The sequence below is a fragment of the Microcoleus sp. AT9b-C3 genome, assembly GCF_036705485.1.
Classification (GTDB): Bacteria; Cyanobacteriota; Cyanobacteriia; order Cyanobacteriales; family Microcoleaceae; genus Microcoleus.
Window position 1 is genome coordinate 48389 of record NZ_JAUBUR010000002.1, and the last position, 19286, is coordinate 67674.

Here is a 19286-nt window from a genome sequence, read left to right on the forward strand (position 1 = left end):
CAATCAAAAATCAAAAATCGAAAATCCTCAAGCCCCCGGATGTATCCGTGGGGTCGCCTCTAAAATCTAAAATCTAAAATCTAAAATCTAAAATTGATTGAGTGTGCTGGCGATCGCCGCACCATTATAGCATTCAAGACCAACCGCAAATATCTACCGTAGGGTGTGGATACCAGCACCAACAGACTCCCCGCACCAAGAAATTCGCGATTCATGTAAAAGTTTGTAAATTATGCAGGGGTTTTGCATAAACAGGACTTACGCAAAAACCAGGTTTCTTCACGTAGTAAGTCCTGTTTTTTACCTAGCAGCCAGGTGCATTTAACAGGCATTACCTCTAGGGGCGTCTTTGATTTTTTGCGACACATCCGCATTTCTCAGTTTTAATAGGGTTTTGTCTTGGTATTAAGTGAGGAATCCCCTGAATCGAGCGCCGATATATTTAGTTACCTCAGTAGAGATATTCTCTGTATTTAGTTATTTTAAAATACTTAATGTTTGGGGAACATCTCATATTTGTAAAAACACTTATTCTGGCTCCTTCCTTCTGGCTCCTTCCTTCTGACTCTTTCCTCCTGACTCCTGACTCCTGACTCCTGGCTCCTATTTCTAGCTTGGCTGCTTTCATTGAGATGCTCCCAAGTTTTTTCGCGCCAACTTACTTAAAGCTCGACTGGTTAATTTTTTTGCCTCGGATATCTGCCCGGTTATTTCGTACACTTCGCCCCGACGGCCTTTTTCCTAAGATTTTACCGGAAAATCTCCTAGTTTTTTATAATCATTGGTGGCGGTTGCCAAGAGTTGAGCAACATAAATAAAAACACTTAATTATTTAGAGGATTTTACGCTATGCTGTCGATCGCTTTTTCCTTCTTTGTTCTTGCTTCTCTCGCGACGATAACTGAAGCCTGCTTCCTTCGGCTATACATTGTGTGCGATCGCACTTGGCACGGTGCGCTCGCGATCCGATTGGGGAATATGTCTTAGTATTTCTTCACATATCGTGCTTTCGGTCTATGATATATGCCTTATGGCGTATTTGTGTTTAAAGCCCGTTACCGCGTACCGCTGATGAGTCAATCAACCAATTCACCGCTATCCCAACCAGTTTCTCGAAGAACCGCCCTCAAATTCCTCGGAGTCGGTGCCGCCGGCGGGCTGCTGGGCTACTCTCGATTTTCCAAGCCAGAGCCCACCATTTTTGTGCAAGATTCTCTTGACTTGCCGCGAATGCTGAATAACCGCAAAACCGTTGCAGTTGTGGGGGCAGGCTTGGCCGGGCTCGCCTGTGCTTACGAACTCTCCCAGCGAGGTTTCGCCGTAACATTGCTCGAAAAATCGCCCCAACTCGGTGGCAAAATTGCTAGTTGGCCGATTCAAGTCGGGAACGAAACTTTTATGATGGAACACGGTTTCCACGGTTTTTTTCCGCAATACTACAACCTCAAAAGTGTGGTTCAAGAACTAGAAATTACTGATAACTTTGTATCTTTAGAATCCTACGCCGTTCTGTTTCGAGATGGCAAATACAAACCCGAAGTTTTCCGTCCAAACCATTCAGCTTTTCCCTGGAATATAGTTGACTTGGGGATATCTTCTCCCAATCGGCTCAAGTGGGGAATCAATCTGACAAAACCGGCTCACTGGCAAGTATTTCGAGAAATAGGCGGTTTTCAAACTCAAAAAAGTTTCGATCGCCTCGACAATATATCCGTTGCCGACTGGGTAAAAGGTGAATTTCCGCGCGGGCTTTATGACTTGTATTTTCTGCCTTTTGCCAAATCCAGCCTCAACGCTCCCGACGAATTGAGCGCGGGAGAATTAATGCAATTTTTCCACTTTTACTTTTTCGGAAATCCCGAAGGTTTGGCCTTCAACGGCACGCGGCAAGATATGGGCACGAGTTTGGTGCAGCCTATTGCCCGATCCATTGAAAGCAAAGGTGGCAAAGTATTAACAGATGTCGCAGTCAGTGACATTCGCTGGGAAAACGGTCAGATTGATTCTTTGACTTACCAGTTGGGAGATGTGCAAAGTAAAATACCTTTTTGGGTTAAGCGAAACGCGCTGTTAACTGACAGCAACTCTACCGAATATTTCGGCGCTGGAGACAGCGTATTTGCCGCCGCACCGTCGGGTAAAGAGGCAATTTCTCTGAGCTGCACTCACCAAGGCTGCACAGTTAAGAAACAGAACGACGGTCAATTTCACTGTCCTTGTCACGGGGCCGTTTTTGATGCCGAAGGGCGAGTCGTGAGCGGGCCTGCTCAGCGAGACTTGCCTCGATTTAAGGTAGTCGATGAAAAGGCAGATGAAATACAGTTAGCAGCAGCGGTTAACCAATCGCAGCCGCAAAATTTGGGGGAAACATTAAAGGCTGATTACTATGTTTTTGCGGCCGATGTTCCGGGGATGCAGCATTTGTTTAGTTTAGCCAGCGGTGAGGTGAATCCGCAAGTGCAGAGTCGGATAGAGAGCTTGAAAATAGCCGATCCGTTTGCGGTGGGCCGCTTTTGGTTCGATCGCGAATTTCCCTGGGAGCACAGCAATTTCAGTTCGCTTTCTGGCTACAAACTGACTGACAGCATTACGCTTTACCACCGAATTCAGGATCAGTTTATCGAGTGGAATCAGAAAACTGGTGGTAGTGTAGTGGAATTGCACGCTTATTGTTACAAGGAGAAGGAATTTCCGAATCAGGAAGTTTTGCTGGCGACTTTTGAGCAAGAATTGTACGAAATTGTGCCGGAATTAAAAGAGGCAAATATGCTGCACCGGGAATTGGTAAATCAAAAGAATTTCTCTGGATATCCGCCCGGTAGTTATGCGGAACGACCAGAAACTTGCTGCGCTGTTCCCAATCTTTTGTTTGCGGGAGATTGGGTAAAAATGCCGTTTCCTTGCGGTTTAATGGAAAGGGCAGTTAGCAGCGGTTTGTTGGCAGCTAATGCTATTTTATCTCAGGAGGGTTTGCAGAGGCGATCGCTCTTGACGGTGAATCCCGAAGGCGTGTTAAAAATCTAAGGTTTGCAGTGGGGCGGGTTTTATAAATTGTCAATTATCGGCTGCTATTCTCGGTGAAACCCGCCCCCAGCCATACGATTTTAGATTTTAGATTTTAAGGAAGGAGAAGGACTGATTCCATAAGGGTTGGGAGGTTTTCTAGAGTTACATTTTTTTTGTTAAGATGAGTTACGGTTTGTGGGTGTGGTTTCCCTGAAGAGAAAAGGCAGAGCTTGCAAACAAAAAAAAATCTGCGTTGAGGGGGATGGATATGCGGTTAAAATATTAATTATGGAATTAGTATAAAGCAATAATAGATGCTGAAGAGTAACTGCAAAATTCGCAATAAATCTGTAATGTTTGATGCTTTTGCAACAGAATACGATTTCGCCGCCACCTTGCAAAGCCAGAACGATTTCTTTACTAAAAATTTATCGACCAGCAAAGGTGCAGTATTAGATATTGGCTGCGGTTCGGGAATTCTTGCTTTTGAATTAGCCAAGTATTACGATCGTGTAGTCGCCGTCGATTTGTCAGCGAAAATGCTCGACATCGCCCGTCAAAAACGCTCAGCCCCGAATATCGAATACATCCAAATGGATGCCAGTCAATTAGCGCTCGATCGCAAATTTGATTTAATAGTTAGTGCTGCTACTTTTCACCACCTGCCCAACCTCCCCGTCGCCCTCCATGCAATTAAAAACTTGTTAAATCCGCACGGAAAAATCGTCTTTTTAGATAATATATCGGAAGTGGAGACACCTGCTACAATAGGCTACATATTAGGGGCAGCCAGAGATTTTAGGCCCGACTGTTCGACCTACGGATTTCGCAATGCTTTAAGATTATTAAGATTTAGACTTTCGCCAAGCTGGTTGAAACATTTAGCTAGCGACAGGTATTTGTCAGAACGGAGATTTATAAAAATTTACGGTCGTTGCTTTCCGGGCTGTTATTTTGTAAAATTGGGTTGTTTTATGGGCGTAATTTGGGAACATTTGTAATGCAAAACAACGCGATAAAATCGGTATCTGCAAGGGGAGAAAAAACTCACATCCGCGAGTTGGGCATTAATCTCGATCGCTGGTATGCCATCGCCCGCACGACAGAGGTGCAAACTCAGCCCGTCGCTGCGAAAATCTGGCATCGGGCGATCGTACTTTTCCGCGACACGGCAGGCAAAATCAACGCTTTAGAAGATAGATGTCCGCACCGGCAAGTTAAACTCAGCCACGGTCAAGTTAAAGGCGATTTAATCGAATGTGCTTACCACGGATGGCGGTTAAATGCAAGGGGAGAATGTGCCGAAGTCGATTATTTAGCAGAAAATCAAAAGCTACCTAACTGCAAAATTCGCTCCTATCCAGTCAAGGAAAAAAACGGTTTTATCTGGCTGTTTCCCGGCGACGAAATGCAAGCAGAAAAAATAGATTTACTGGATTTGCCCGAGTGGGAACATCTCAATTATATTGCCACAGTTTCAGTCATCGACTGTCAGGCACACTATTCATTTTTAATAGAAAACTTGATGGATATGTACCACGGACACTTGCATAATGATTGGCAAGCTTGGGCAAATCCGGTATTAGATGCTTTAGAAGAAAACGAGCATCAAGTAACTGCTCGCTATCAGGCACAAAGTTATTACAAAATAGATAAAATATGGTCAATTTCTCAGTTGTTTTTTAAATCTTTGCGCCGACTGCACCCGGAACCGTTAGAGGTGAGTTACGTTTACCCGCATTGGGTTTCAACTTTGGGGAGCGACTTTAAGATTTACTGCTTGGTTTGTCCGGTGAGCGAGACAGCTACACGCGCTTATTTAATTCACTTTACCTCATTAAATGCGTTTTGGCGGCTGCACAAATTGCCTGTTTGGTTTCGCAAGTTTATCAAAGATATTTGTTTCGGTGCTGCTCAAAAGTTATTAGATGGTTTGGTGCGGCAAGATGTGTTAATGATTGAAGAAGAACAGCAGGCTTTTTTGCAGAATTCAGAAAGAAAGAGTTATGAATTAAATCGGGCCTTGAGTAGTGTACAAAAGTTGATGATAAGTCAGGCAGAAAATGAATAATTCAGTCACAGATTGAAGCCTAAAGCGGGACGAATGAAAGCAGCCTGCACAGGGTAAGTTGAGAGTTCGCCTTTCCAAGCTTGAGCATGGTATTCTAGCAACAGGTAACATTGACTTTCGGGAAGCAATTACCAACCACACCTAACCCAGGAACCAAGCATGAACCGTGTCAGCATCAAGGGCGAGGAACACCCCATTAAGAAAATCTTTAGCGATGACTTTGTGTTCACCATTCCCCTCTACCAGCGTCCCTATGCTTGGACAAAGGAGGAAGCTGGGGAACTGCTGGAAGACCTGCTAACATTCTTGGGAGAGGGTAACGAGACGATTGGTGAACTCAACCCCTACTTTCTAGGCAGCATTGTTTTAATTAAATCGGAGCAACCAGCCGCTGAAATTGTAGATGGTCAGCAACGTCTAACCACCCTCACCATACTACTAGCTGCTCTCAGGGCATCATTGCCAACAGAACACGCCAATGACTTGACCACTTTTCTATACCAAAAAGGCAGTTTAATTGCGGGTACTCCTAATCGTTACCGTTTGAATTTGCGCGAGCGAGATGCAGACTTTTTTAAGGCATATATTCAAAATGAAGGTGGTATTAAAAAGCTCAAACAATTGAACAGTGCTGAGCTGATGGAGAGTCAGAAGCTGATTAAAGAAAATGCACATTTATTCTTGCAACGTTTCCATGCGGTAGGCGAAGAGTGCTGTATACGCCTTGCCCAGTTCATCATTACTCAGTGCTTCTTGGTAGTGGTTTCTACGCCTGACTTTGACTCTGCATATCGTATATTTTCTGTGTTGAACAATAGGGGATTAGATCTCTCGCTAACTGATATCTTGAAAGCTGACATTATTGGAAAAATACCCCAACAGCAACAAGAAAAATATACTAAAAAGTGGGAAGATACCGAGGAGGATCTGGGACGCGAGCTATTCAAAGACCTGTTTTCTCATATTCGCATGATTAAGGAAAAGAAAAAACTCAACAAGAGCGTCCTTAAAGATTTTCAGGAAAACATCAATCCTGCGGCGGCGCCTCAGCAATTTATTGATGAGATTTTAGCTCCTTATGCTAATGCTTTTTCGGAAATTGTGAGCTTAAGGTATGAAAGTGTCTGGCGTGCCGAAGAAATAAATCAACTGTTTAAATTTTTAGAGAAAATTGATAATTTCGACTGGATACCGCCTGCTATTTTCTACCTATCGCGCCATCGTAATAACCCCGAGAATTTGGTGCGTTTTTTTACTGATTTAGACCGCCTAGCGGCGGGTTTAATGATTCTCCGCTCTAATATTAATGAGCGCATTGAACGTTACAGCCGATTGCTAAATGCTATTGAACAAGAGGAAGACTTATTCAATTCCCATTCACCGCTGCAGTTTACTCCTGAAGAGTCCAACAATATCGTTAAAGTCCTCGATAGTGACCTTTACCTAATTAAAAAAATTCGTCGTTATGTCTTGGTGCGCTTAGATGCTGCTCTCTCAGAAGGTGAAGCATCTTACAACTTCTCCAATATTACTGTCGAGCACGTACTTCCTCAAAATCCCGCCGCTAATAGTGAGTGGATGAAATGGTTTCCTAGTGAGCAAGAGCGCGATCAATATGTGCATCGTCTTGGTAACTTAGTTTTGCTATCTTCTGCGAAAAACACTCAGGCACAAAATTATGATTTTGATGTGAAAAAGCAGAAGTATTTCACCACTAAAACAGGTGTTTCACCCTTTGCACTTACTACCCAAGTGCTGCGGGAACAGGAATGGACGCCAGAAGTAATCGCTCGACGGCAGAAAGAGCTGATTAATGTTCTCAAGAATCTTTGGCGCTTATAGGAGAATTGAATTTGATATCAAATCGCTCTTATCTGTCCATCAGCACAAAACCATCTGCGTCCATCTGCGGTCAAAAAAATCCAACTCCCGCAGCACAAACCTTACTTTTTAGCCCGCTGCTGCTGGTAAACGCTGACAACTTTATCCGCATAAGTAGCAGTTGCGCCACTTTTGCAAGCTGCGGAGTCGCCTGTCATCCACCAGCAAGCGGCGCGGCGTACAGCGACGGTTTCATTGTTGCTGCTAGCTTTGTATTCGTCGCGCAGCAAATCGCCCACGATACAGGTAACAATTGATTTGGCTTTTGTCGCGTCGGCCTCAAATTGTTGGGGTGTTAAATCTTGTTTGGTACAGAATTTTGCCCAGCGGGAAATATTGCCAGGTAAAACTTGCCACTGACTGTACATTCCGTCATTTGCAGTTTGTGGCGGTGCGGCTTGTCGCATTGCTTCTACGAGGGCGGAAACTTGCGCGTCGGTGACTGATTGCGCTGCTGCTGGAAGTGATTGCAATCCGAGGCTAATTATCAGGCTGCCGAATAGTAGATTGGTTTTTGCGATCGATTTAAAATTCATTCACAATGCCCTGTTTGATTTAAACTTTGTTTCCTCAAACAAGGTTTACTATTTTGTCTATCGAATACCTCTGTCTTAAGTATGATTTATTTGCCCACTTAATGCACTGTCGATCGCCCTACGATAGAAATTGTTAATCAAGTACGATAAAATCATGGAAGTACAACCCAGGGAAATTCGCAACTACCTGAGAGCAGATGGGACAAATCCTTTTGAAGATTGGTATAACTCGCTCCGGGATACCACAAGCAAAAACAGGATTCGGTTAAGGCTTAAGCGAGTCATGACTGGTAATCTAGGAGATTGTAAGCCCGTCGGAGAAGGAGTTTTTGAACTCAAAATAGACTCTGGCCCTGGATATCGGCTTTACTTTGGACAAGTGGGGCTGACAATTGTACTTCTGCTAGTAGGTGGAGATAAGAGCACTCAAGAGCAAGATATTGGCAAAGCTATTCAATATTGGAGAGACTATGAAAGACGTGAAAGCACCAACGAGTAGGAGTTACCAAGAATTTCTGATCGAATCTCTGAGAAATGCCCAAGAAGCAGCAGGTTATATCGAGGTGACATTGACAGAAGCCAGCGATGAACCTAAATTGCTCCAAATGGTACTCAAAGATGTTGTTGATTCTCGGCTAAAGTTCAACAATTTATCAGAGTCAGCTCAACTTCAATGGGAAAAGCTTGACAAGATGTTGACAGAAAGTGCAGGTTCGGAAATCTATAGTTTGGTAGCACTGCTCGAAGCATTAGGATTTAAACTAGGAATTACTGTTGAAGATAGTGAGTTGTCTGCTGAATGTACTGTCGATCGCCCTACGATAGAAATTGTTAATCAAGTACGATAAAATCATGGAAGTACAACCCAGGGAACTTCGACGTTACAGTACAGCAGAGGGTACGGCACCATTCGCCGAGTGGCTTGATGCCCTCCGCGATCGGAATGTTAGAGTTAGAATCAAATCTAGGCTTGACCGAAGTTGAGCAAGGTAATCTCGGAGATTTCAACTCAGCGGGACAATGAGTTTTTGAACTCAGAATTAATTATGGCCCGGGCTACCGCCTCTACTTCGGCCAAGTCGGCTTGACAATTGTGGTAATCCTCATTGTTGGGGATAAAAGCACCCAAGAATATAACATTCGATAAGCTATAGAATACTGGACAGATTATGAAAAACGTGAAAGCACCGACAAGTGATAGCTACCGCGAGTACCTAATTGAATCTCTCCACGAGCCGGAAGAAGCTGCTGGTTTTATCGGCGCTATTTTGGAAGAAAAAGACCCTGAACCCGCCCTTTTGAGAAATGCCATCCGAAAGGTGATTGAGGCTCGAATCAGGATGAATGCTCTTTCGGAGTCAGCAAAACAGCATCACGAAAAACTCGACAAGATGCTTGCTGAAAGTGCAGGTTCGGAAATTTATAGTTTGGTAGCACTGCTCGAAGCATTAGGATTTAAACTAGAAATTACTGTCGCAGATACTAAGTTGTCGGCTGACTCGGAATCAACGGATTTTGGGGAATCAGAATTATCGCCCGAACCAGTAGTAATTAATCCCAGTTAATGAGTAAATCGCGGCCTCACCCTTCCCTCACAAAATCTAACAATCGGTGAGCCATTTCTAGCTTGCTGCAAGGTGCTATTTCTACTTGCTTGCCGGCGGCATTAATTAATATTGCTTGATTGGTATTGCTGCCGAAACCTGCACCTATTCGATCGATCGGGTTTGCGGCAATTACATCTAGTTTCTTTGTCCGCAATTTCTCCAAAGCTGGCTTGACAATATCCCCAGTTTGTGCTGCAAAACCGATTAATTTTTGGTGCGGCTGTTTCAATTTTCCCAACTCTGCCACAATATCCGCTACCGGTGCCAACGGTAAACAATTCGGGAGCGATCGCTTCGGCAGTTTCTCACTACTGTACTCAGCCGGCTTCACATCCGCTACCGCTGCGGCCATCACCGTCAAATCCGCCTCGTGAAAGCATTGCAGCATCGCCTGCCGCATTTCTTGTGCACTCGTAACGGCGATCGCCCGCACACCTGAGAGCGGCAATTCGCCAGTTATACTGTGTACCAGCGTCACTGTCGCGCCGCGGTGCTGTGCAGCTTGCGCCAAAGCTATACCCATTTTCCCACTGGAAGGATTGCCGATAAACCGCACCGGATCGAGGTGTTCCCGCGTTCCTCCCGCACTGATCAACACCCTAATGCCCGCTAAATCTCGATCGCCCTTCGCATACAACAGCGACTCAATATGTGGCACAATCTCACAAGGTTCTGCCATCCGGCCAACACCCGCGCGATCGCACGCCAGCATTCCCGCCCCCGGATTCGCAGCATGATAGCGCCGATAAGTCAACACTTCCCGCCAATTCCGCTGCACCGCCGGCTGTTCCCACATATCCGTATTCATCGCCGGTGCCAGCAAAATTGGGCAAGTAGAAGCTAAGACAGTATTAGTCAGCAAATTATCAGCAAAACCCCCCGCCAACTTAGCCAAAGTATTAGCTGTCAAAGGAGCAATAACAAAAACTTCCGCCCATTCTCCCAGTTGAATGTGCAGGGGGCGGCCGTGACTTGCTTGCCAAAAATCTTTGTCAGTAAAAGCAGGATGGCGGCACAGAGTAGCAAAAGTCAAAGGCGTTACAAACTCCCCAGCCGCATCAGTAAGAATAACTTTAACTTCCGCTCCCGCTTTCGCTAAAGTTGAAACTACTTCGCAAACTTTGTAAGCCGCAATCCCGCCACTAACGCCGATTAAAATTCGTCTGCCTTTCATGATTTTTGGTAATACAGCAACCTTCGAGGTTATGAGAACTTGATGAATTCCTGAAACCAGTGCGAAGAATTGCCCGATCGCATCTCCTCATTCTTTCTTCCTTCTTCCTTCTTCCTTCTTCCTTCTTCCTTCAGCCATAAAAAAGAATCAAGAAAGAAATTAAGATAAAAACAGGCTAAAATCCCTAATTCATCTGTTTAATCCGCAACAAAATATGCTGCTAACTTCTTCCTCAATTCCGTCGAATTTTTTGAGCTAGATTTTTAAGGCTATGCTTCGTCGTAGGCTTCCATATCCAGAAGGTGGAGATAAGGTTCAACCAGCTCCGGCCGCTGAAAGGCAAGCGATCGCAACAAATGCCAATCATTCAATCCCTCAAAAGGATCTGTATAATCGTCAACTTCCAAACGGACAGCCAACTCTGCCACGTCCTGAGAAGTAAGTACAGCAATATCGCGCGATGCTTTGGTTAAAGTTTTCATTTTTTTCCCCTGCCCGAGACTTCCGCCATACTATATACTAAACCTTTAATCAGATTTCGACACAGTTTCTACAACAAAACTTCGCATTACATCTATAACTTCCGGCAGAATCTCGTGTCCCATGTTAAATTCTCGATACTGCACCGCAGCTCCCCAAGCCGTCAAACTCTCGCGCGATCGCACAGCAGCACTAACAGGCACAATAGTATCTTGAGTACCGTGCACGATTAAAACAGGTGGCAAAGCACTCCCAGCAACTGGCGAAATCGGGTGTAAATAACCGCTCAGACAAATTAAACCGGCTACGGGCAAACTCAATCCCACATCTAGAGTCATCGCTCCGCCTTGAGAAAAACCACCTAAAATCGTGCGAGACAAAGGCACGCCCGTGCTGCTTTCCAAAGACAGCAAAAATTCCCTCAGCAATTGCCGGCTTTCTACCAATCCCTGAGCGTCTTTGCTTTGAAGGTTATACCACGCTTTGCCGCTGCTTACTTGCGGATGGGGAAAGGGGGCATCGGGAAACACAAACTGATAATCCGGCAAATTGAAAGCCGGTGCTAAGGGAGTCAAATCGCGAGCATTAGCACCCCATCCATGCAAAGCGACAATCAAAGCAACAGGTTTGCGATCCGTTGTGGGCGGAATGCTAATAGATTGTAAAGACATCGTAGTTAATAATTGGTAATCTGGCATTGCTACAATTATAAATTGTCACGGGGAGTCAAACCCCAAATATTTGTTTTGGGCGATATTTAACTATAAATTAAGACGCGCTTGGCAATAACTCTAACTCAGGACAGTTGACTGTTAATTGTAGGGTGCAACCTAAGCACCGGGAGCATCTTTCACTGGAATGCAAACCAAATTCTCGCTAGGTATATATATAGCCGAGTCTCATTAAGAGTGAGGTATGTCTGGTAATGGGTAATGGGTAATGAATAATGGCACTACCGTGCTTTTGAACAGCAAGCTTTTTCATGATTAACTTTTTCCCGATTCCCGATTACCGAACACCGACAACCCAAGCGCCCACGAACTTTTTTGAGAACTACTATATGTCAATCGAGTTCTCGGGTTCCCGCTCCTAAAAACTATTTTTAAAAAATCAAATTATACCAATTTATTCACCTAATTTCACTTGATATTAGTTCTCAAAAAAGCTGCAACTGTAGAAGAAATCTAAACCATTAAACAGTAATTTATCCCCACTTCTAAAATCTAAAATCTAAAATCTAAAATCTAAAATCGATTGACACTTACCGCAGGTGAAACCTTAGAAACAGATTGCTCGGACTGTTGCCGCACCGGCACCTCAATCCAGAATTCAGTTCCCTCTCCCGGAGCCGATACGCACCTGAGCGAACCTTGATGTTTGTCTACTATTTGATAGCAGATCGACAATCCCAAGCCAGGACCTTTGCCTACAGGCTTGGTAGTAAAAAACGGATCAAACAAACGCTTTTTGACATTTTCCGTCATCCCCGTTCCATTGTCAGCGATTCGCACGCATACACAATTAGAACTTAAAAGTTCAGTGCGAATCCGAATAGTAGGTAAAAATGCAGAATTCGAGGCGTTTTTTTCGAGCTTGTTTTGATTTGCTGCATCATATAAAACATCAATAGCATTGCTCAAAACATTCATAAATACCTGATTCAATTGTCCCGCCCAGCACTCCACTAATGGCAAATTTCCGTATTCTTTGATGAGTTTAATGCCAGAAAAATCAGCTTTTTGTTTCAGCCGACTCTCCAAAATCATCAAGGTGCTGTCAATGCCTTGGTGAATGTCAACCGACTTCATTTCGGCTTCATCCAAGCGCGAAAAATTCCGCAGAGAAAGCACGATCTGGCTGATCCGTTGAGCTCCCATATTCATAGATTGTAGGATTTTAGGCAAGTCTTCAGTGATAAACTCTAAATCAATATCTTTTAGTTTTGCTTGCACTTCGGGCGTTGGGTTCGGATATTGCTGCTGGTATATTTCCACAAGTTCCAGCAAGTCTCGAGTATATGCGCCTGTATGGATAAGGTTGCCAGAGATGAAGTTCACAGGATTGTTAATTTCGTGGGCTACTCCAGCCACCAACTGCCCCAAGCTGGACATTTTTTCAGTTTGGATGAGTTTAAATTGAGCTTCCTGCAAATTTTTTAGTGCTGTTTCTAGTTCAGCGGTGCGCTGTTTTAGTTGAATTGTACGATCGTACACTTGCTGTTCTACTTTTGCAGTACGTTCTAGAGACATCAACAGGTAAATCGTCAAGCTGCCAGTCATCAATAGCCCGATCGCGCCAATTGCCATCGAACCCTGATGTGTCCTCATACTGTTGTACCCCTTCCCAGGCAAAACTAGCAGCCTCCACTGGCGGTCTGCTACGTTAAATAAGCGAGTGCAAGCACTAGGATTTTGACAGATTTTTCCCCGGATATTAGCTAACTCTGGCTTTTCGTATTTTGGGTTATCTATTAACTGCTTAGCTTGTGAGTCGTAGCGCACCAGAAAGCGTTCTTTCTCTATAGCAGAGTCGTCATAGAGGTAAAAATTAATCTTGTCTAAATTTAGCGATTCTAAAGAGGAATCGACCATACTCGTGATCTGAAACAGACCCGCAATAACTCCCATGAGGTTTTGGCGGCTGTTAACCGAGTCACCAGAAGTTGTGCGGCGGGGTACTGGCAGAAATACTTGCAATCCCGGTTGATTGTTGCTGACTAATCTAATCCGCGCGGAAGCCGCTATTTTCCCGGTATTCACCGATTTCTCTAAAGCTGTTTTGCGATCGGGGCTGGAGGCAACATCAAAACCGATCACTTTGTTATCTTCTTCTAATGCTTCTCTGTAAATAATGGGAAAGTATTCCGATCGCACTTTTGCTTTGACCTGCTTTTTGTCAGGCGTTCGTTCGTAAATTTGAAATGCCGGAAAACCTTCGGCTCGAATTTTCCGTTCGTAAGCTGTTTTTTGGGCAGCCGGCACGCGCCGAATCCAGTTAACAGAATGTATAGCAGTATTTCGGGCAAGTGCAGGTTGAGTGAATTGCTTAAAATCTTGTCTGCTAACTTCAGTAGATGCGCTGTAGAATGCTTCAAGTGAGTACAGAAATTCTAAATTTTTGTTGATGCTTTGCTGCAATGCCACATTCAGGCGATCGGCTTGCTGATGAAATTCAGCTTGCATTCGGTGGTTTTCCGAATGCCACACGACGGCTGCGGCTGCCAATGACAAACTCGTACCAGTGCAAAGAGTCAGCGCTGCAGGAATGTAACGACGGTGCGACAGTAAACTTTGGGTCAGCGAATTAAACCAATTGCTCGCAACATTCATATTCCCACACCTTCTGCCACCGGAGTGCAATTGTTTAAAGACTTGTGAAGTTCCTTGATAGCACGATCGACAGCGCACAAACCAGATTGTTTAAAAACTTACGATCGCAGGAATAGGACTTACCCTGAGAAACCCCATTTCTACGAAAATATTGCTGTGGTAACGAGAAAGTTGGGAAGAAACCGGCTTTTTACGAATAGTGCATCCACGACTGAGGAATTGAAAGCAATTGTAACTAAGTGTAACGAAGCCAGTTCCCATCTGGGCTATCCCCAAGTTACTTCCCCGGAAGCACTTGGGAACGAGAAAAAACCTTGAGCTGGTGGGGCGGGTAATCAATACCCGCCCTAGACAGCTAACTTAAATGTGGAACAGCTTACAAAACAGTCCCTATTTCCTTCAAATAAACCCGTGTAAACGGTTCATCATCTCCCAGAGTATACTGTTCGATCAACCCCTGGCGCCGAATAGAAATACTATTTCCTTCCCTCACCACAACAGTATCGTCATCAGTGCTTTCTCTGACCAACATCATCTCAGTTTCCCCCGGATTGTCCAGCACCACCATATTGCTTCCCCGATAAAACATTCCCTCAGCTTCCAAAATATTTCCTGGATATTCAGCAATTAACAAATCGAGCTTGGGATTCCGCAGCAAACTTTGCACGTTAAGATTGTAACTATTATTCAAAACTTTCTCAGAACGGTTGACAAAAAGTCCCCCGCGACACACAGCACCGATCGTCCAATCGGGATGCTGCAACAGAATGTGGTCGATTGTTTCTTGCAGATCGTGCACCGAAATTCGGTTGAAAGTAATAATCGGAATTCGGGCGGATTTGCCAGAGTCAAAGAAAGTTTCGATAATATGCGAAGGCACATCAACACCTTCGCCGACAGCCGGGTTGAGGTGCATAAAAATTCCCGGCGCGGCATTGATTTCGAGAATCCCAAAATTGCCTGTTTTCCAAGATTTGGCGAGAGTTTCTGTTATTACATCAACCCCCAAACAAGCTAACCGAAAATGTAGGGCGATATCTTGAGCCAAAACAATGTTATCCGGGTGAATATTGCGGGTAGCGTCGATGCTGACGCCGCCTGCGGAAAGATTGGCGACTTTGCGTAGATACACAATGCGATCGCACTCTAGGACACTATCCAATGACAGCCCTTGTTCTGCCAGATACATTTCCATCGCTTCGTCGGACTGAATTTTGCTCAGGGCCGAAGTTGGCGTATCCAAACGTTCTGCTTTGCGGTTTTCACGGCGGATCAATTCGCGAACTGTTGAGTCGCCATCTCCTGTTACCCAAGCGGGCCGGCGTTCAGTTGCAGAAACAAATTTGCCGTCAACGCACAACAGCCTAAAATCCGATCCTTTGATGCTGTTTTCCACAATTACTCGCACCGGTTCTGTTTCGGGAATGGCCTTAACTGCTCTTTTAAAAGCTGCCTGCAATTCCTCACCATCTCGGATATCTGCTGTGACGCCTATTCCTTTATGACCCACTACTGGTTTGACAGCAACTGGATAGCCAATGTCTCTAGCAACTGCTAGAGCTCCGCTTTCTGTGGAGACGATATCGCCTTTGGGGACAGGAAATCCTAATGTAGCGAGAAAAGCTTTACAATCGTCTTTGCGCGTGGTAAAATCTGAGTCTAAATGGCTGTCACAATCAAAGGTAGTTGCAGAGCCGCGAACAAGTTTTTTGCCGTACCCATATTGCATTAGTCCTTCATCCCACAAATAAAATACGGGAATGCCTTTTTGGGATGCCGATCGCATTAACGAATAAACTGTCGGGCCTCCGTAGACTGACTGCCGGAACATATTTTGCAGCGCGCCCATTTGTGCTTCCAAGGGAAAGTCTTGATTTTGATTGATGGCTTCAAACCAATCCCAAACTGCGTAAACAACTGCTCTGCCGGTGCGGGCGTGAAGTGCTTCTATGCTGATTCTGTTAAAGTGAGAAAATGGCTTGATGTTCCAGTGTTGGAAGTGCAAACCCATGTCTAGTTTTGCTACTTCTGAGGCGGTACGGCCGAACAGTTGGGCATGGTTCGAGAAAGTTTCGTGCAGCAGTTGCGGGTAGCGATCGCCAATAATTTCCTGGTAATGCGCGATCGGCAAAGGTTCGCTGGCGCCCGTCAACGCTAAATCGAAAACTAAAGCTGCTGTGTCTAAATAAGGGTTTGGCCCCATATAGTGTTTGAAGTTGAACACATCAAAAACATCTGTTTTTCGAGCATTGACGCGGGCTGTTTCGGTGCTTTTTTCTTGCAGCATTTTCTAACCTCCTTTTAGCTAATTTTTAACGGTAACTTTATACTCGGTGCAGGGGATACTACCTGCGGGCATAGATATTCCAGCAGTGAGACAAATACTCCGACCAATTCTGCCTTCAGTATTGCCACAGAGGGGGAGTCGGAGAGTAGGGGAGATGGGGAGAGGGGGAGAGGGTGAGAGTGGGAAAATATGCCTTCTTCCTTCAAGATCTGACTAAGCATTGATAACTAAGCATTGATGACTAAGCACTTATAACTAATGACTACTTCTTTCCCCCCTCCCGAAAAAAGCTATAACTTTTGAGAGGTACACTGTGTACTTATAATTGTTTATGACAGTGAAAGAAAATTTAAGAGGCAGCAAATTATGAAAATCGCACAAACTGCTCTCAGGGACAAAGTTCACCACTTAGCTGAGGAAGCCTTTCACCGGAAGCTAATTTCTGGCTACGGCGACGGTCAAAACAGCAACGAATATCAGATTGTCTGGAACGGCAAACCCAGACACCTGCCTTTAGAACGGGCGAGTACCATATTGAGCAATTTGATCGAGCGATCGCACTAACGGGCGATCGGACTCATTGAGGACTGACGCTCATCAATCCGATTTCTACGAGCAATCCGAGGAGGATTAGCGAAGAATCTGGTCAGAAACCGGATTGATCGCCCCGCGCGCGTGGGTCCTGTAATTTAAGCTCATTTCTTGACCCCTCCTATCTCCGGTTAGGGGGGGTAAGTTTCTTTTGTCGATCGTCGAGGATGAGTTAAATAGATAGTTCTAGACGCAGAAATCGGTTTTTTTTATCAGTCGCGGACGCCAAAGCTCTCTCAAAAACCGGGGTTTCTGAGTTAAGTTTTTCCGTTCAAACGTAGAATTTTCGTTCCTATTCCCGGTTTCTTTAGTCTAGTCCCTCCTGGACTGTTTACAAAACCATCGTTACAGCCCGGAGCAAGAGTAAAAAACAACCAGAAAGCTGGATCTGTGTGCGTCCTAGAGGGGTAGGAGTCTGAAATGTTTTTGGTATCTATATATACCTTTGGGCAGTTTTCGGAAAAAAGAAGTTTGTGTTTTAGTGAAATTAAATAAATTAACAGTGGAGATATTATGGCGAGCAACGAAGTTCAGGGGAAGTTGCTAATTATTGGTGGCGCGGAAGACAAAGAGGGGGACTGCAAAATTCTGCGGGAATTCTTGCGCTGCGCCGGAGGCACTAAAGCCCGCATTGTAGTGATGACCGCTGCAACAAGCCTGCCGGGAGAAGTAGGAGATAATTATATCCGAGTGTTTGAGCGACTAGGCGCTGAAGATGTGCGAGTTGTTGACACCCAGAGACCCGAAGATGCCAGCGATCCAGATTATTTAGAAGCGATCGAACAAGCCACTGGCATATTCTTTACCGGCGGAGATCAAGCGCGGATTATTAGCTGCTTGAAAGACACAAAACTCGACGCAGCTATGCACAAACGCTTCTCTGAAGGGATTATCATTGGTGGCACCAGTGCCGGCGCGGCAATGATGCCAGACATGATGATTATTGAAGGAGACTCAGAGACAAATCCCCGCGTTGATGTGGTAGCAATGGGCCCGGGAATGGGCTTCCTTCCAGGAGTTGTGATCGACCAGCATTTCGCCCAGCGAGGTCGTCTGGGACGCTTAGTTTCGGCACTCTTACTGCAACCTGCCGTGTTGGGATTTGGTATTGACGAAAATACAGCTATTTTAGTCAGCGGTGACGAGTTGGAAGTGATTGGCGAAAGCGCTGTAACTGTCATCGACGAGTCGGAAAAACTCCACGACAATCTAGATGGACTTTTGAAGGATGAGGCTTTGGCGATTTGCGGGGCTAAGTTGCACATCCTCCCCCACGGATACCGGTTTAACTTGAAAACTCGCCAGCCGGTGCTGGATAACGTAGCAAATACAGCCGAGAGAGAAACGGCGATCGCCTAATTTACTTGCAACTGGCAAACATCTCCAAATTATGTAGGGTGCGCACTGCGCACCTTACCGCTTCAACGAAGTATGAGGATGAAAAACCCAGTTTCTGTCTCCAAAACTAATAAAAAGAAGAGGATTTTTCCTCTTCTTTTATTGCTGCGGTTTCGGGTTTTTTAAGCACTTTTCTGTTCGCCAAAAATCGACTGCTGCCCTTCTGCGGTCGATATTAAATTCCACCCTTGAGTTCTCAGCTTCTGAAATGTTGCCCATCCCTTAGAACCGCCCGGTTCCCGGTAGTCGGATACAGCCAACTGCGGAAAAGCTGTATAAGGCCGCCACCCCTGACGGGCATCGGTGCGTAAGTGCAATATCTTTTCTTCCTTGCCTCCGAGTCTGGGCAACCAACACATTTGTTTTAGCATTTTTAACACTCCAGAGTTTTACAGTAACGGTAATTCGCCAACATCCCACATTAAACTTTTAGAGCCTTAGAGCTACTGCTCGGAATATCTAACGGGTAACAGGGACGAATGAGATTTTCACCGATTACCAATTACTGAGGTAGCAGCAGTCGTTAAAGCTGATTTTGATTCTACAAAGTTTGCCAGTCAAAAACTATAAAACAAGTGCTGCCAAGACATAAGCAAAAATAATCATTGCTATTCTCGGCTGAAACTTGGCTTAAAGTCCCAGGAAAACCCAGTTGAATAAAGGATTCATCTTTCTGGTTTCCCTTGCCTTATAATTACACGCTCATCCTCGCTGTTTCCGCATAAAATGACATCTTTCTACGGTATTATTCCTGCCAGCGAAAAAATGTTTCTTTAGTTACAAATGTTAAATTTTCACCACGATTTATCTAGTTATCAAAAGTTAAATTACTTTTCATACAATACTTGGGACAGTTTTTGATAGCCAACCGTAGAATAAGGGTTTCAAGGCTCTAAGGCAATCAAGCTATCAACGGAAAATCAAGG

Annotated in this window: 16 protein-coding genes and 1 pseudogene; 10 read left to right on the forward strand and 7 right to left on the reverse strand. The window is 44.8% G+C overall.

Annotated features, from left to right (window positions below; genetic code table 11):
• Positions 1 to 1023: 1023 nt before the first annotated feature.
• The 4 genes from QUB77_RS01980 to QUB77_RS01995 all read left to right on the forward strand — a co-directional run bounded on the left by QUB77_RS01980 (position 1024) and on the right by QUB77_RS01995 (position 6919).
• The gene (locus QUB77_RS01980; RefSeq protein ID WP_445251709.1) at positions 1024 to 3024 is read left to right on the forward strand and encodes an FAD-dependent oxidoreductase; all 2001 of its coding nucleotides are present in this window, start codon (positions 1024 to 1026) and stop codon (positions 3022 to 3024) included.
• 296 nt (positions 3025 to 3320) lie between these two features.
• Positions 3321 to 4007, forward strand: a complete 687-nt coding sequence (locus QUB77_RS01985; RefSeq protein WP_333173187.1) for a methyltransferase domain-containing protein — start codon at positions 3321 to 3323, stop codon at positions 4005 to 4007.
• A complete protein-coding gene (locus tag QUB77_RS01990; protein ID WP_333173189.1) occupies positions 4007 to 5077 on the forward strand; it encodes an aromatic ring-hydroxylating dioxygenase subunit alpha in 1071 nt (356 codons plus the stop codon). The genes QUB77_RS01985 and QUB77_RS01990 overlap by 1 nt, the downstream gene beginning before the upstream one ends.
• Before the next feature lie 159 nt (positions 5078 to 5236).
• Positions 5237 to 6919: a DUF262 domain-containing HNH endonuclease family protein gene (locus tag QUB77_RS01995; RefSeq protein ID WP_333173192.1), complete on the forward strand. Its 1683-nt coding sequence runs from the start codon at positions 5237 to 5239 to the stop codon at positions 6917 to 6919.
• A 101-nt stretch (positions 6920 to 7020) separates the two neighbouring features.
• On the opposite strand, the gene QUB77_RS02000 is transcribed toward QUB77_RS01995, so the two are convergent.
• Complete coding sequence (locus QUB77_RS02000; protein WP_333173195.1) at positions 7021 to 7494, reverse strand: hypothetical protein; 474 nt, start codon at positions 7492 to 7494, stop codon at positions 7021 to 7023.
• Positions 7495 to 7648: 154 nt separating this feature from the next.
• Here QUB77_RS02000 and QUB77_RS02005 point away from each other — a divergent pair, with 154 nt between their 5' ends.
• From QUB77_RS02005 to QUB77_RS02020, 4 genes and pseudogenes are all read left to right on the forward strand, one after another.
• Positions 7649 to 7993, forward strand: a complete 345-nt coding sequence (locus QUB77_RS02005) for a type II toxin-antitoxin system RelE/ParE family toxin (protein WP_333173197.1) — start codon at positions 7649 to 7651, stop codon at positions 7991 to 7993.
• Positions 7965 to 8342: a transcriptional regulator gene (locus QUB77_RS02010; RefSeq protein ID WP_333173199.1), complete on the forward strand. Its 378-nt coding sequence runs from the start codon at positions 7965 to 7967 to the stop codon at positions 8340 to 8342. Before QUB77_RS02005 ends, QUB77_RS02010 begins: the two co-directional genes overlap by 29 nt.
• Before the next feature lie 4 nt (positions 8343 to 8346).
• Positions 8347 to 8641 (forward strand): annotated as a pseudogene (locus QUB77_RS02015) (type II toxin-antitoxin system RelE/ParE family toxin).
• A gap of 22 nt (positions 8642 to 8663) precedes the next feature.
• Positions 8664 to 9059 (forward strand): transcriptional regulator, encoded by a 396-nt coding sequence (locus QUB77_RS02020; protein ID WP_333173201.1) that lies wholly within the window; start codon positions 8664 to 8666, stop codon positions 9057 to 9059.
• A gap of 16 nt (positions 9060 to 9075) precedes the next feature.
• Here QUB77_RS02020 and coaBC read toward each other — a convergent pair whose 3' ends face one another.
• From coaBC to QUB77_RS02045, 5 genes are all read right to left on the reverse strand, one after another.
• Positions 9076 to 10275: a bifunctional phosphopantothenoylcysteine decarboxylase/phosphopantothenate--cysteine ligase CoaBC gene (gene coaBC, locus QUB77_RS02025; protein ID WP_333173203.1), complete on the reverse strand. Its 1200-nt coding sequence runs from the start codon at positions 10273 to 10275 to the stop codon at positions 9076 to 9078.
• Positions 10276 to 10544: 269 nt separating this feature from the next.
• Positions 10545 to 10757 (reverse strand): protein IsiD, encoded by a 213-nt coding sequence (isiD, locus tag QUB77_RS02030; protein ID WP_006632739.1) that lies wholly within the window; start codon positions 10755 to 10757, stop codon positions 10545 to 10547.
• A gap of 45 nt (positions 10758 to 10802) precedes the next feature.
• Positions 10803 to 11426, reverse strand: a complete 624-nt coding sequence (locus tag QUB77_RS02035; RefSeq protein ID WP_333173421.1) for an alpha/beta hydrolase — start codon at positions 11424 to 11426, stop codon at positions 10803 to 10805.
• A 573-nt stretch (positions 11427 to 11999) separates the two neighbouring features.
• The gene (locus tag QUB77_RS02040; protein ID WP_333173204.1) at positions 12000 to 14084 is read right to left on the reverse strand and encodes a CHASE domain-containing protein; all 2085 of its coding nucleotides are present in this window, start codon (positions 14082 to 14084) and stop codon (positions 12000 to 12002) included.
• 376 nt (positions 14085 to 14460) lie between these two features.
• A complete protein-coding gene (locus tag QUB77_RS02045) occupies positions 14461 to 16371 on the reverse strand; it encodes an ATP-binding protein (protein WP_333173206.1) in 1911 nt (636 codons plus the stop codon).
• Positions 16372 to 16737: 366 nt separating this feature from the next.
• Here QUB77_RS02045 and QUB77_RS02050 point away from each other — a divergent pair, with 366 nt between their 5' ends.
• Positions 16738 to 16935 (forward strand): hypothetical protein, encoded by a 198-nt coding sequence (locus QUB77_RS02050; RefSeq protein WP_006632734.1) that lies wholly within the window; start codon positions 16738 to 16740, stop codon positions 16933 to 16935.
• 540 nt (positions 16936 to 17475) lie between these two features.
• Positions 17476 to 18321, forward strand: coding sequence for a cyanophycinase (locus QUB77_RS02055; RefSeq protein WP_333173208.1), 846 nt, complete (start codon positions 17476 to 17478; stop codon positions 18319 to 18321).
• 161 nt (positions 18322 to 18482) lie between these two features.
• Here the strand turns inward: QUB77_RS02055 and QUB77_RS02060 are convergent, their stop codons facing one another.
• Complete coding sequence (locus tag QUB77_RS02060; RefSeq protein ID WP_333173213.1) at positions 18483 to 18731, reverse strand: hypothetical protein; 249 nt, start codon at positions 18729 to 18731, stop codon at positions 18483 to 18485.
• Positions 18732 to 19286 lie beyond the last annotated feature (555 nt).

What these genes read in the sequence shown, in the direction of transcription:
- QUB77_RS02045 (WP_333173206.1), bottom strand. Translation starts at nt 16,371, where the DNA reads ATGCTGCAAGAAAAAAGCACCGAAACAGCCCGCGTCAATGCTCGAAAA.
- QUB77_RS02060 (WP_333173213.1), bottom strand. Translation starts at nt 18,731, where the DNA reads ATGCTAAAACAAATGTGTTGGTTGCCCAGACTCGGAGGCAAGGAAGAA.
- QUB77_RS02035 (WP_333173421.1), bottom strand. Translation starts at nt 11,426, where the DNA reads ATGTCTTTACAATCTATTAGCATTCCGCCCACAACGGATCGCAAACCT.
- QUB77_RS01980 (WP_445251709.1), top strand. Translation starts at nt 1,024, where the DNA reads ATGCCTTATGGCGTATTTGTGTTTAAAGCCCGTTACCGCGTACCGCTG.
- QUB77_RS02010 (WP_333173199.1), top strand. Translation starts at nt 7,965, where the DNA reads ATGAAAGACGTGAAAGCACCAACGAGTAGGAGTTACCAAGAATTTCTG.
- QUB77_RS02040 (WP_333173204.1), bottom strand. Translation starts at nt 14,084, where the DNA reads ATGAATGTTGCGAGCAATTGGTTTAATTCGCTGACCCAAAGTTTACTG.
- QUB77_RS02020 (WP_333173201.1), top strand. Translation starts at nt 8,664, where the DNA reads ATGAAAAACGTGAAAGCACCGACAAGTGATAGCTACCGCGAGTACCTA.
- QUB77_RS01985 (WP_333173187.1), top strand. Translation starts at nt 3,321, where the DNA reads ATGCTGAAGAGTAACTGCAAAATTCGCAATAAATCTGTAATGTTTGAT.
- coaBC (WP_333173203.1), bottom strand. Translation starts at nt 10,275, where the DNA reads ATGAAAGGCAGACGAATTTTAATCGGCGTTAGTGGCGGGATTGCGGCT.
- QUB77_RS02005 (WP_333173197.1), top strand. Translation starts at nt 7,649, where the DNA reads ATGGAAGTACAACCCAGGGAAATTCGCAACTACCTGAGAGCAGATGGG.
- QUB77_RS01990 (WP_333173189.1), top strand. Translation starts at nt 4,007, where the DNA reads ATGCAAAACAACGCGATAAAATCGGTATCTGCAAGGGGAGAAAAAACT.
- QUB77_RS02055 (WP_333173208.1), top strand. Translation starts at nt 17,476, where the DNA reads ATGGCGAGCAACGAAGTTCAGGGGAAGTTGCTAATTATTGGTGGCGCG.
- QUB77_RS01995 (WP_333173192.1), top strand. Translation starts at nt 5,237, where the DNA reads ATGAACCGTGTCAGCATCAAGGGCGAGGAACACCCCATTAAGAAAATC.
- QUB77_RS02000 (WP_333173195.1), bottom strand. Translation starts at nt 7,494, where the DNA reads ATGAATTTTAAATCGATCGCAAAAACCAATCTACTATTCGGCAGCCTG.
- QUB77_RS02050 (WP_006632734.1), top strand. Translation starts at nt 16,738, where the DNA reads ATGAAAATCGCACAAACTGCTCTCAGGGACAAAGTTCACCACTTAGCT.
- isiD (WP_006632739.1), bottom strand. Translation starts at nt 10,757, where the DNA reads ATGAAAACTTTAACCAAAGCATCGCGCGATATTGCTGTACTTACTTCT.